The organism is Arthrobacter sp. 35W (assembly GCF_000482545.1).
Lineage (GTDB): Bacteria > Actinomycetota > Actinomycetes > Actinomycetales > Micrococcaceae > Specibacter.
Genome location: NZ_KI519455.1, coordinates 413,760 through 426,402 on the forward strand (window position 1 = coordinate 413,760; position 12,643 = coordinate 426,402).

The 12,643-nt window shown below is 68.6% G+C and carries 10 protein-coding genes; 3 read left to right on the plus strand and 7 right to left on the minus strand.

The window, feature by feature from the left end:
* The first annotated feature begins 53 nt into the window (after nt 1-53).
* On the plus strand, nt 54-524 hold the full coding sequence (locus K254_RS0114050) for a hypothetical protein (RefSeq protein ID WP_026555901.1): 471 nt from the start codon (nt 54-56) through the stop codon (nt 522-524).
* 117 nt (nt 525-641) lie between these two features.
* Here the strand turns inward: K254_RS0114050 and gabT are convergent, their stop codons facing one another.
* Both gabT and K254_RS0114060 read right to left on the minus strand, forming a co-directional pair.
* Entirely contained in the window at nt 642-2,006 is a 1,365-nt protein-coding gene (gene gabT, locus K254_RS0114055) for a 4-aminobutyrate--2-oxoglutarate transaminase (RefSeq protein ID WP_026555902.1), read from the minus strand.
* Between the two features lie 180 nt (nt 2,007-2,186).
* The gene (locus K254_RS0114060) at nt 2,187-3,617 is read right to left on the minus strand and encodes a gamma-aminobutyraldehyde dehydrogenase (RefSeq protein WP_026555903.1); all 1,431 of its coding nucleotides are present in this window, start codon (nt 3,615-3,617) and stop codon (nt 2,187-2,189) included.
* 163 nt (nt 3,618-3,780) lie between these two features.
* Between K254_RS0114060 and K254_RS0114065 the strand changes: the two genes are divergently transcribed.
* Nucleotides 3,781-5,232, plus strand: a complete 1,452-nt coding sequence (locus K254_RS0114065) for a PucR family transcriptional regulator (RefSeq protein ID WP_026555904.1) — start codon at nt 3,781-3,783, stop codon at nt 5,230-5,232.
* Nucleotides 5,233-5,236: 4 nt separating this feature from the next.
* On the opposite strand, the gene K254_RS0114070 is transcribed toward K254_RS0114065, so the two are convergent.
* The 3 genes from K254_RS0114070 to K254_RS0114080 are packed head-to-tail and all read right to left on the minus strand — an operon-like array spanning nt 5,237 to nt 8,890.
* Entirely contained in the window at nt 5,237-6,814 is a 1,578-nt protein-coding gene (locus K254_RS0114070) for an APC family permease (RefSeq protein WP_026555905.1), read from the minus strand.
* Nucleotides 6,815-6,827: 13 nt separating this feature from the next.
* Nucleotides 6,828-7,874: an agmatine deiminase family protein gene (locus K254_RS0114075; RefSeq protein WP_026555906.1), complete on the minus strand. Its 1,047-nt coding sequence runs from the start codon at nt 7,872-7,874 to the stop codon at nt 6,828-6,830.
* Nucleotides 7,874-8,890, minus strand: a complete 1,017-nt coding sequence (locus K254_RS0114080) for a nitrilase-related carbon-nitrogen hydrolase (protein ID WP_026555907.1) — start codon at nt 8,888-8,890, stop codon at nt 7,874-7,876. The genes K254_RS0114075 and K254_RS0114080 overlap by 1 nt, the downstream gene beginning before the upstream one ends.
* 134 nt (nt 8,891-9,024) lie before the next feature.
* Here K254_RS0114080 and K254_RS0114085 point away from each other — a divergent pair, with 134 nt between their 5' ends.
* Nucleotides 9,025-9,633, plus strand: coding sequence for a TetR/AcrR family transcriptional regulator C-terminal domain-containing protein (locus tag K254_RS0114085; protein WP_026555908.1), 609 nt, complete (start codon nt 9,025-9,027; stop codon nt 9,631-9,633).
* Between the two features lie 156 nt (nt 9,634-9,789).
* Here K254_RS0114085 and K254_RS0114090 read toward each other — a convergent pair whose 3' ends face one another.
* The gene (locus K254_RS0114090; protein WP_035750209.1) at nt 9,790-11,247 is read right to left on the minus strand and encodes an FAD-dependent oxidoreductase; all 1,458 of its coding nucleotides are present in this window, start codon (nt 11,245-11,247) and stop codon (nt 9,790-9,792) included.
* An 88-nt stretch (nt 11,248-11,335) separates the two neighbouring features.
* Entirely contained in the window at nt 11,336-12,595 is a 1,260-nt protein-coding gene (gene cobA / locus K254_RS0114095; protein WP_026555910.1) for a uroporphyrinogen-III C-methyltransferase, read from the minus strand.
* Nucleotides 12,596-12,643: the final 48 nt, after the last annotated feature.

Consider the following 12,643-nt stretch of genomic DNA (forward strand, 5'->3'; position numbering starts at 1 on the left):
AGGACGGCGGAGGCTCCGACGTCGACCGGGTGCAGACTCGCGGGAGACAAGCCATGGGCGAAGAGGCCGATGTCCGGCAGCAGCTGTCCGCACGCGTCGCAGCGCGCCGGGCAAACCTTTCGATCTTCCTCAGACGTGCCAGGCCGCGGCGGAACCGTCTGGCCAACCTGAGCATTGCCGGCAGCGCCGTCGCCGCCGTGATGACGGCCGGACCGGCGCTGGGTGGAAAGTCCTTCACGGCCACCGTCCAGGGCAGCCTGGGCATCGAGGACAGCTCCACCGTGTGGCGGGTCCTCTGTCTGGTGGCCCTGCTGGTCTCGGTGGCAGCGGCCGTGGCCACCAACCTCAGCAATTCCCGCGATCTGGACGGGCGCGTCACCGCCGCTGAAACCTGCAATGCGGAGCTGGAGGGACTGCAGACCATGCTGGAGTTCGGGCAGCTGCCGCTCCAGGACGCCGTCAAGCTGTACCAGCAGTACGTGGCCAAGGTGCCCTTTGTCGACGAGGCCGCGCCCGCCGGCTAAGTCGGCCCCGCCTTTCCGGCCCCCGCCGGCTGACCCCAACGCAAAACGGCCCCGCAGCACGGACCAGCAGCGGGCAGCATCTGGTCCGTACGGCGGGGCCGCGGTATGGGGGGGGTGTTACTTGACGGCGGCGCGGATGGCGTCGCAGAGCACATCCAGTCCGTCGTTGAGCAGCTCGTCGGAGATGACAAGCGGCGGCAGCAGGCGGATGACGTTCCCGTAGGTGCCACAGGTGAGGATGACGACGCCGGCGGCGAGGCAGGCTGCGGCAATCGCCTTGGTGTCCTCGGCGTTGACCTCCTTGGTGGTGGCGGCAGTGCCGGCCTTCACCAATTCGATGGCCACCATGGCGCCGCGGCCGCGGAACTCGCCGATGATGTTCTTCTCGCCCAGTTCGGCGGCGAGGGCTGCCATGCGGTCGCCCACGATCTTCTCAATGTTCTGTGCACGGGCGTTCAGATCGAACTCGCGCATCGTGTTGATCGCTGCCAGCGCGGCGGCGCAGGCCACCGGGTTGCCACCGTAGGTGCCGCCCAGACCGCCCGGGTGGACGGCGTCGAGCAGGTCGGCACGGCCGGTGATGGCGGACAGCGGCATGCCGCCGCCGATGCCCTTGGCCATGGTGATGATGTCCGGGACAACGCCCTCGTGCTCGGAGGCGAACCAGGCACCGGTGCGGCAGAAGCCGGACTGGACCTCGTCGGCAATGAAGACGACGCCGTTTTCCTTGGCCCAGGCGGCCAGGGTCGGCAGGAAGCCCTCGGCCGGGACGATGAAGCCGCCCTCGCCCTGGATCGGCTCGATCACGATGGCAGCCACGGAACCGGCGCCGATCTGCTTCTCGATCATGGTGATGGCGCGCTGGGCGGCCTGCTCACCCTTGATCTCGGCCTCTTCGCGGAAGGGGTAGCTCATCGGCACGCGGTAGATCTCCGGTGCAAACGGGCCGAAGTTGGTCTTGTACGGCATGGCCTTGGCGGTCAGCGCCATGGTCAGGTTGGTGCGGCCGTGGTAGGCGTGGTCGAACGCGACGATGGCGTCGCGGCCGGTGGCCAGGCGGGCCACCTTGATGGCGTTCTCCACGGCCTCGGCGCCGGAGTTGAACAGCACGGTGCGCTTCTCGTGGTCGCCGGGGGTCAGCTTGTTCAGCTCCTCGGCGACGGCGATGTAGCCCTCGTACGGGGTGACCATGAAACAGGTGTGGGTGAAGTGTGCGGCCTGCTCGGCCACGGCGGCGACGACGGCGGCGTCGGAGGCGCCGACACTGGTCACGGCAATGCCCGAGCCGAGGTCGATGAAGGAGTTGCCGTCAACGTCCTTGATGATGCCGCCGTCGGCGTCTTCAACATAGACCGGCACGGAGGAGGCCACGCCGCCGGCAACCACGGACTTGCGGCGCTCGTTCAGCGCAGCGGACTTCGGGCCCGGGAACGCCCCGAGGATCTGGCGCTTCTGCTCGAGGCGGTACTGGATTTCTGCCATGGTGTTGCCTTTCTCATCTTTCGAAAATTCGTAGTTGGCGGGCTCGTCAATGGAGCCCGGGCCGGCCGGGGTGCCGGCTTCCGTAGCCGCGCATCGCGGCTGCGTGCGGCGCAGGCTCTGCGGGCGGAGCGACGGACCAGACCGTGTCTAAGCGGCGGGAAGCCGGCGCCCCGGCATCGCCTAGGCGTCCAGCGAGCTCATCACGTGCTTGATGCGCGTGTAGTCCTCGACGCCGTACATCGAGAGGTCCTTGCCGTAGCCGGACTGCTTGAAGCCGCCGTGCGGCATCTCGGCGGTCAGCATGATGTGGGTGTTGATCCACACCGCGCCGAAGTCCAGATCGCGGGAGACGCGCATGGCCACACCGTGGTTGGAGGTCCAGACACTGGAGGCCAGGGCGTATTCGACGTCGTTGGCCATCTCGACGGCCTCCTCCTCGGTCTTGAACGTCTGCACTGTCAGCACCGGGCCAAACGTCTCCTCCTGGACGATCGAGTCGGTCTGCTTCACACCGTCCACGATGGTGGGCTCGAAGAAGAAGCCCTTGTCGCCGGCGCGGTGGCCGCCCGTGACAACCGTGGCGTACTCGGGGATGTTCTCCACCACGTGGACAACCTGGTTGAAGTGGTTCACATTGTTCAGCGGACCGAAGTAGTTCTTGCTGTCGTCCTGGTGGCCGGTTTCCAGCCCCTTGGCGGCGGTGGCCAGTGCTGCGACCAGCTCGTCGTGGGCGGATTCCTCCACCAGCACGCGGGTGATGGCGGTGCAGTCCTGGCCGGCGTTGAAGAAGGCGAACTCGGCGATGGACTGGGCCGTCTTGCCCAGATCAGCGTCGGCGAACACGATGGCCGGAGCCTTGCCGCCCAGTTCCAGGTGGGCCCGCTTCAGGCCCTCGGCGGCACCCTTGGCGACGGCGATGCCGGCGCGCACGGAGCCGGTGATGGAGACCATCGAGGGGGTCTTGTGGGCCACCATGGCGGCACCGGTGGCGCCGTTGCCCAGGATCACGTTGAGCACGCCGGCGGGCAGGATGTCCTTGGCGATGTCGGCCAGCACGAGGGTGCTTTCCGGGGTGGTGTCGGAGGGCTTGAGCACAATGGTGTTGCCGGCAGCCAGGGCCGGGCCGATCTTCCAGATGCCCATCAGGAAGGGGTAGTTCCACGGTGCCACCTGGGCAATGACGCCCACGGGCTCGCGGCGGATGTAGGAGGTGAAGCCGTCCATGTACTCGCCGGCGGACTTGCCCTCGAACAGGCGGGCGGCGCCGGCGAAGAAGCGCAGCTGGTCCGCGCCCGCGGCGACCTCCTCGGTGGCGATCATGGCCTTGACCTGGCCGGTGTTGCGGTGCTGTGCCTCGACCAGCTCATCGCTGCGTGCCTCGATGGCGTCGGCCAGCTTCAGCAGCATGGCCTGGCGGTCGCGCGGGGTGGCGCGTTTGAAGGTCTTGAACGCCGCGGCCGCCGCACTCATGGCAGCGTCGATGTCCGCCTGGCTGGAGATGGGCGCCTTTGCCACGATCTCGCCGTTGGTCGGGTTGACGATGTCCAGGGAATCCGTGCCCGTTGCAGGGACGAACTCGCCGTTGATGAAGTTCTGCAGGGTTTGAACCACGGTGTACTTTCCTCTCCAAATGGATGTTGGGGACTTTGCGCAGCAGGATGGTGGACCTGCGGCGTTCGGACCTCTGCTGAGCCTAAGGCAGGCATGGGGCTTCGGTGAATGGCCGTCTGCACCACCGGACCAATGTGCGTTAGTGCGTTTGTATAGTTGAACCATGGCAATTTCCCTGGCGGACCTGCTGTCCACGCCACACCTGAACCTAAGGAACCTGGGCTCGACCCGGTCCACGCTGACGACCCCCATCGATTGGGTGGCCGTGACGGAGTTGGAGAACCCCCAACCGTTCCTCAGCGGCGGTGAATTGGTCCTGACCATCGGGGCGCGGCAGCTCACGGCCGACGCCCAGCGCTCCTTTGTCCGCCAGATCCGCCGGGCCGGCGCCGTCGGCATCGGCTTCGGCGTTGGCTTCGGCCACGACGAGGTGCCCGCGGCCCTGGTGGCGGAGGCCAACCGGTGGAGCGTGCCCGTCATCGAGGTCCCCTACGGCACGCCCTTCATTGCCATCGGCAAGCTCGTGGCGGATTCGCGCAGCGCGGACCACTACGCCAAGCTTGAACGCCTGCTCAGCCAGCACCAGGTGCTGGCCCGGGCCCTGCTCTCCGGCGGCGGCCTGCCGTCCCTGCTGCGCAAACTGGCGGGCATGGTGTCCACCGATCTGGTGCTCACGCAGTTCGGCACCGAGCTGTTCAGCACCGTGCCGGGCACGGCCGTTGACGACGACGGCTGGCTGCCGGTGGCGCTGGCCACCGGCAAGCGCGATGCCAGCACGCTGTGGCTGCGCAGACCGTACGTTGACGATGGGATCGTCGACTACGCCAAGGGCCTGATCAGCGTGGAGCTGAACAACCTCATCCAGCGCCGCCGCACGGCCCGCCAGATTGCCGGCCAGGTGCTCTCGGATGTGGTCCGCGGCTCCTTGGAGGCCCCCGTGGCGGCCGCCCGGTTGCAGGGTTTGCAGATCGACCCCGGCGCGAAGAACCAGATCCTGCTGGTGCAGGCCACGGCCGCCACCTTCACCACGCTCTCCACCATGGCGCTGCCCACCGAGCTGGAATCCGCCGTCGCCGCCGTCGTCAGCACCGGCGACGTGCACGAACTCGCAGTGGTGGTGCCGCCGCAGCTGGGCGATCCGGGCGCCTTGGGCCGCGCCCTCGCCCGGCAGATGGCCCAGGTGGGCATCGTCGGATCCGTGGGGGTGGGTGGCGCCTACACCCAGGCCAATGGGCTGCGCTGGAGCTACTTTGAGGCCCGCGAGGCCGCCTCCCGCGGCCAGGAGGTGAACCTGCCCGAACGGCTCAGCCTCACCTCCCTGCTGCTCGCCAGCGAGGACGTGCCCATGGCGGACATGGCCGAGGAGGCGCTGGGCCCGCTGGTGGCGTTCGACGCAGCGCACTCGGCCGAGCTGGTCAACACGCTCGAGGTGTACCTGCGGCTCAACGGCTCCGTGGCCGGCGTCGCCGATGCCCTCACCCTGCACCGCAACACCGTGCGGTACCGGCTGACCCAGATTGCCGAGCTCACCGGCTACGACCCGGCCCTGACGGCGGACCGGGTGCAGCTGTGGCTGGCGCTGGCCGTGCGCCGGCTCTCCCGGCCCGGCGGGTAGAGGGTTACTCCTCCACCACCAGGGCGGGGGTGTCCTGGCGCAGGGTTTCGCCGCGGAAGAAGCCGGGCATCCGCCGGTAGACCAGGGCCATCACCACCAGGCCCAGGGCGATGATGCCCACGCCGATCACGAACACCAGCCCGACGCCGAACACCTCCGAGCCGCTGCCGAAGGCCGGGTCCCAGCTGTCCACGGCGGTCTGCAGGAACACCACGGCCAGGCCCACTCCGCCCAGCAGCGGGAACAGCAGCCGGAAGAAGACGTTCCGGGCACTGGTGAACCAGCTGTGGCGGAAGTACCAGACGCAGGCCAGCGCCGTCAGCCCGTAGTAGAAGCAGATCATCAGCCCCAGGGCCTGGATGGTGTCGTTGAGGACGTTGTCGCTGGCAAAACGCATCAGCGCGTAGAAGCCGGCGGAGACAACCCCCGCCACAACCGTGGCGAACACCGGGGACTTCAAGTGCGGGTTGACCCTGGCGAAGGACGCCGGCAGCGCCTTGTAGTAGCCCATCGCCAGCAGCCCGCGGGCCGGGGAGACGAAGGTGGACTGCAGCGAGGCCCCGCAGCTGGACAGCACGGCCAGGGACAACAGGATGGCGAACGGACCCATCACCGGGGAGGCGATGGCCGTGAAGACGTTTTCGGCAATGTCCGGGTTGGTCAGTCCGACGCCGGTGTCCCCCACGCCGGCGAACATCAGCAGCGCGATGGAGCCCAGCAGGTACACCACCAGGATGGCCACGGCCACGAGGGTGGCGGCCCGTCCGGAGGTCTTCTTTGAGTTGGTGGTCTCCTCGCTCATGGTCAGGCACAGGTCCCAGCCCCAGAAGGAAAAGATGGACAGCGACAATCCGGCGGCGAAGGCGGAGAAGCTGCCGATGTCCAGCGGATTGAACCAGGCCCAGTCGAAGGCCAGGCCGGTGGCTGCCTGCCCGGAGGCCACCTTGGCGAAGGCCCCCACGACGAACCACGCCAGCACCAGGATCTGGAAGCCCACCAGGGCGTACTGGACGGACTTGGTGGTTTTGACCCCGCGGCAGGAGACCCACACGGCGATGGCGACAAACACCAGGCAGGTGGCCACATTGATGACCTTGTCCGCGGCCAGGGCGGCAATCCACTCCTGCCCCGTCAGCTGGGACAGGAAGAGGTAGAAGAAGTCCACGGCCACCCCGGCCAGGTTGGACAGCACGATGATGTTGGCCGCCAGCAGCCCCCAGCCGCCCATCCAGCCGACAAACGGGCCGAACGCCTTGGTGACCCAGGTGAAGGTGGTGCCGCTGTCCGGGGAATCCGCATTCAACTCCCGGTAGCCCAGGGCCACCAGGAACATCGGGATGAACCCCACGATGAAGATGGCCGGCAGGTGCGTACCCACCGCCGCCACCGTGGGGCCGATGGTGCTGGTCAGGACGTAGGCCGGGGCGATGGTGGAAATGCCGATCACGATGACGGCGAGAAGCCCCAGCTGGCCGGCGGCCAGCCCCTTGCCCGGTGCCTTGGCGCCGTCGGCTCCGGAACCCGGCCCCGCCGTCGTCGTCGCCGTCGAACGTGCAGTCTTGAGGGTGCGTGTCTGACTCATCGTTGAGCCTTTCTCAGGGGATCCGGGGTTGCTGTTGGGTGATGCAGTGGATGCCGCCGCCGCGGGCGAAGAGTTCGCGGGCGTCGATGCCCACCACCCGGCGGCCGGGGTAGGCCTCGGCCAGGATGGCGGCGGCCTTGGAATCCATCGGGTCGTCGAAGGAGCAGGCCAGGACGCCGCCATTGAGGACCAGGTGGTTGATGTAGCTGTAGTCCACCGGACCCTCGTCGTCCCAGAGTGTTTCCGGCGCGGGGACCTCGATGATCCGCCACTGGCGTCCGGCGGCATCGGTGGTGGTGCGCAGGTACGCGATCAGCTCGGCACTGATGGAGTAGTCCGGGTGGGCGGGGTTCTGCTGGCTGTGCACCAGCAGCGTCCCCGGGCTGGGGATGGCCGCCACGATGTCCACATGTCCGCGGGTGCCGAAGCGCTGGGCGTCCCGGGTCAGTCCTCGCGGCAGCCAGATGACCTTGGTGGCGCCAATGGTCCGGGCCAGCTCGGCCTCCACATCGGCCTTGGTGGCGCCGGGGTTGCGGTCCGGGTCCAGCTGCACGGTTTCGGTCACCAGCACCGTCCCCTCGCCGTCGACGTGGATGCCGCCGCCCTCGTTCACCAGCGGTGAGCGGACGACGTCGGCACCGGACCAGGTCCCGACCGTGGCGCCGATCTTCTCATCGTGCCCCCAGCTGGCCCAGTCCTGGGCGCCCCAACCGTTGAAGACCCAGTCCACGGCCCCGAGCCTCCGGCCAGCACCTTCGGCGCCGGCGCCGTCGTCGTTCACCACAAAGGTGGGGCCGATGTCCCGCATCCAGGCATCGTCCAGTTCCGCGGTGCGCAGCTCGACCCGCGGATCCAGGAAGCTCCGCGCAATGTCCTCATGCCCCGGGGCCACCACCATCGTGACGGGTTCAAAGTCGACGGCGGCATTGGCCACGGCGGCCCAGGTGCGGCGGGCGGCGTCGGCCTCCTCCGCGGTGTCGCCGAGCGTGTAGCTGCCCGAGGGGAAGGCCATCCAGATGCGCTCCTGCGGGGCCGTCTCCGCGGGCATGGTCCAGCCCATCAGCGCACCTGGCTTTCTGCGGCGGGGGCGCCGGCAGGGACCGGTTCGCCGCCGAAGGGCGCCTCGGGACGGACGGGGTCCAGCAGCCGGGCGTAGGTGTCGGGGCGGCGGGTGGCCAGGAAGGGGAAGAGCTCGAGCCAATCCGCCCGCTGGGCCAGATCCAGGTCCGCCACCAGCACGGCGGATTCATCCCGCGGCGCCTGCACCAGGATGCGGCCATAGGGATCGGAGATGAACGAGGAGCCGTAGAAGGTGACAGTGCCCTCGCTGCCGGTGCGGTTGGGCACCACCATGAACAGGCCATTGGCGATGCCGTTGCCGACAATCACCTGCTGCCACAGCGGCTGCGTGTCGAAGTCCGGGAAGGAGGGCTCGGAGCCGATGGCCGTGGGGTAGACCAGCAGCTCGGCACCGCCCAGGGAGTAGAGCCGGGCGACCTCCGGGAACCACTCGTCCCAGCAGGTGGGCATGCCCAGCCGGGCGCCGTCCAGCTCTGCGGGGGCGTGGACCTCGTAGGCATCCGCGGCGGCGGGGCCCTCGCGGAAGAATTTGTCCTCGTAGTAGCCGTCGGTCCGCGGGATGTGCAGCTTGTGCGTGCGGGCCAGCAGCTCACCCTCCGGGGACACCAGAATGGCGGTGTTCAGGCCCAGGCCGTCATCACCCTGGGGGCCGTCGGCGCGCTGGTAGAGGGAGGCATGCACCGTGACATTGAAGTCGCGGGCGGCCGCGGCGGCAAAGGTGAAGGTGGGGCCGGTGAGCAGATCCTCGGCAATGACATTGGGGGTCCCCGTGGGCAGCACATCGGCCGGGTAGCGGGAGAGCGTGAGCTCCGGCAGGAAGACCACCGTGGCGCCCAGGCCTGCGGCGCGGGCAATGCCCTCGCGCAGCTCGGCGGCAACGGCAGCGGCGTCGGGCTGCCAGCGGTGCTGGACGACGCCCACCCGCAGCGGGGCCCGGCCGGCGTCGTCCACCCGGGCCCAGGAACGGGGCGGGGCGAAGTTGGTCAGTTCAATCATGGCTTCTCCTGTGAGATGGCAGTCACATAAAACGAATGGCGTTCGTTTATTATGAAGTCACGGCTCGCAGTGGCGCAAGGGGTAAAACGAATTAAGTTCGTTATTATCGAAGAACCCGTCGATGGAGGATCCGCATGGCCCGCCCGCTCAGCCCTAAGCTCTCCCCCGCCCTCATCACCGAGGCCGCCCTGGAGATGGTGGACCAGCGCGGCGAATTCACCATCCCGGAGCTGGCCAAGCGGCTGAAGGTGAGCCCCTCCTCGCTCTACAACCACGTCTCCGGCAAGGACGACATCATCGAGCTCATGCGCGGGGCGGCGGTGGCAGCCATTGCGCTGCCCTCCCCCGGCATGGACTGGGTGGACGCGGTGCGGGACATCGCCGTGAAATACCGGGATTCCTATGCCCGCCACCCGCGGCTCATCCCGCTGCTGACGGCGCATGCCGTCCGCGACGCCACCACCATTGGGATGTACAACGTGCTGGCCGAGCTCTTCACCTCCGCCGGCTTCGCGCCGCGGCGCGTGCTGGAGGCCATCACCGTGCTGGACAGCTACGTGCTGGGCTCGGCCCTGGACGTGGCGGCGCCGGACAATGTCTGGGATCCGGGCGAGCTGGCCTCCGACGCCCTGCGCGACGCCCTCGACGCCGGCCTGGGCCACCCGGGACGCGCCGACGACGCCTTCACCTTTGGCCTGGACCTGATCATCAACGGCCTGGCCGCCCACGTACACGCAGGGTAGGACCACGGCTGGGCAGCCTCTGGGGGCGTGCCGCCACGCGAAAATCGCGCCCCCTCATAACAATCGCGCCGGATCACCGGGGCGGATTCTTACGAAGAGGCGCGATTGCGGCCGGTCCCGTGCAGGGACCGGCCGATGGCGTCTTGTGGGTGGAACCTAGACGACGGCGGCAGCGCCGCGGGAGACGTCGACCATCTCGGCGCGGGGCACCACCTTCACGCGCTCGCGCACCGGCCCGCCGTCGTTCTCTGCGGTCCAGGCCTCGCCGAGCGCCTTCTCGTGCGCATCGAGCTCGATCCAGCCCTCCCAGCTGGTGTGCTCCACGCCGCGGGAATCCAGCAGCTCCACGATGGCCGCGGCCTCGGGGCGGGCCGCGGCGGGCAGCCCCGTGCGGTCCGTGAGCAGGTGGGTGATGGTCTCCAGGGCGTCGCCCTTGGTGTGGCCGATCAGGCCGACTGGTCCGCGCTTGATCCAGCCCGTGGAGTACACACCCGGCACGTGGGTGCCGGCGGCGTCCAGCACCCGGCCGCCGTCGTTCACCACGACGCCGCGCTGGTGGTCGAACTCGACGTCGTCCAGGGCGGAGCCGAAGTAGCCGATGGAACGGTAGACGGCCTGGACCGGGTAGTCCACTAGCTCGCCGGTGCCGCGGGCGTTGCCCGTGCCGTTCAGCTCCGTGCGCTCAAACGTGATGCCCGTGACGCGGCCATCGGCGCCGGTGACCTCCACCGGGTTGTGCAGGAAGTGCAGGTGCAGGCGGCGGGAAGCGGTCAGCGGCTTGTCCTCCTGCTCGACCAGCCAGTTGGTCAGCGTGTTCACCATCGTCTTGACCTGGTTGTTGGTCCGGATCGCCTCATCGGAGGCCTCGTCGAACTCGAAGTCCTCCGGGTACAGGACGATGTCGACATCCTTGGAGTGGCTCAGTTCGCGCAGTTCCAGCGGGGTGAACTTCACCTGCGCCGGGCCGCGGCGGCCAAACACGTGCACATCGGTCACCGGGGACTTCTTCAGACCCGCGTAGACGTTCTCGGGAATCTCTGTCACCAGCAGGTCGTCGGCGTGCTTGGAAAGCACCCGGGCCACATCCAGGGCCACGTTGCCGTTGCCCAGCACCGCAATCTCCTTGGCCTCCAGCGGCCACTCGCGGGGCACATCCGGGTGTCCGTCGTACCAGGAGACGAAGTCGGCCCCGCCGTAGGAACCGTCCAGCTCGATGCCGGGGATGTTCAGATCCGCATCCTTGATCGCACCGGTGGCGAAGATGACGGCGTCGTAGTGCTCCTGCAGATCCGCCAGGGACAGATCCGTTCCGTAGTCCACGTTGCCGAAGAAGCGGATGTCGCCGCGGTCCAGCACCTTGTGCAGGGCGTTCACGATGCCCTTGATGCGCGGGTGGTCCGGAGCCACGCCATAGCGGATCAGGCCGTACGGGGCCGGGTAGCGGTCGAAGAGGTCGATGCTGACCTTGAGGCCATCGCTGACCTCCTGGCTCTTGGTCAGGATGTCGGCGGCATAGACGCCGGCCGGTCCGGACCCGATGACCGCCACGCGCAGCGGGCGGTCCTCGGTGCCAATTTCAACGGAGGAGGTCTTCGGTGACACGGCTGTGCTCATTTCTGTGGGTGGTTCCCAACTGAGTGACAGTTGTGTCGCATTCCGGGGGTCAGAACGTGCGATAACTGTCACCTAGTTGGGGCAGGGGTCAGGGGTGGGTGAGGGTCTTGGGTTGGGTGCCGTAGTTGGCGGTGGCGAGCTCGGGCGGGGCCAGCGGGCTGACCCGCACCACGTCGCCGACGACGACGACGGCCGGGTTGGCCACGCGGACGGCGGCCGCCTGTGCGGCGATGGTGCCCAGCGTGCCAATGGTGACGCGCTGGTTGGGGGCGTAGCCGTTCTCGATGATGGCCACGGGGCAGTCGGCCCCACGGCCGGCGGCGGAGAGCGTCTTGACCGACTGGTTCAGCGTGCCGATGCCCATCAGGATGACGACGGTGTGGTCGCTGCCGGCGGGGACCTGGTCCAGGTCCTCGTGGCCGCTGATCAGGGTGAAGGCCTTGGCCAGACCACGGTGGGTCAGCGGGATGCCTGCGGCGGCGGGCACCGAGACGGCACTGGTCACGCCCGGCACCACCTCGACGTCGACGCCGTTCTCGCGGCAGTGGATGGCTTCCTCGCCGCCGCGGCCCAGAATGTACGGGTCCCCGCCCTTGAGCCGGACCACACGGTTGCCGGCCTGGGCCTCGCGGACGAGGATCGCGTTGATCTCCTCCTGCGGCACGGGGTGGTGGCCGGGGGTCTTGCCGACCTCGATGATGCGCACATCGGCGTCGAGCCCGGAGAGCAGGGAGCGCGGGCCCAGGCGGTCGGCGACGACGACGTCGGCCTCGGCCAGCAGGCGGCGGCCGCGGACGGTGATCAGTCCGGCATCGCCCGGCCCGCCCCCGACAAGGGCGACGGAACCCTGGCTGGGCGAAGCCGAAACTTTGCGGCGGCGCAGCGGGAGGCTGCCGCTTTCCAGAGCGGTGGCGACGGCGTTGCGCAGGGCCTGGGCCCGGCGGGAGTCGCCGCCGGCGTTGACGGCAATCTTGACGTCGTCGACGGAGGCCACAGCGGGCATCCAGGCCGAGGACGAGGAGGCATCGGAGGCGTTCACGGACCAGATCCGGGCGGCCTCGGCGTCGGCGGCCACGGCGTCATCGACGTCGGGGATGCCTGTCGCGGCGTGCACAAACCACATGCCGTCGACGTCTGAGGAGGTGTAGCTGCGCTGTTCCCAGGCGAGCAGTCCGCCGTCGTGCAGCGCGGCCAGGGCATCGGAGAGGGCGGGCGCCACCACCGTGACGCGGGCGCCGGCGTCGAGCAATCCCTTGGCCCGGCCCGCGGCAGTCTCGCCGCCGCCGACCACCAGGACGGAGCGTCCGAGCAGTCGCAGGGAGGCGGGGTAAATATCCACATTTGCCATGAGTAGACCTTAGAGAAGCCGTAACAAAGCGATCAATAGTGCCGAAAC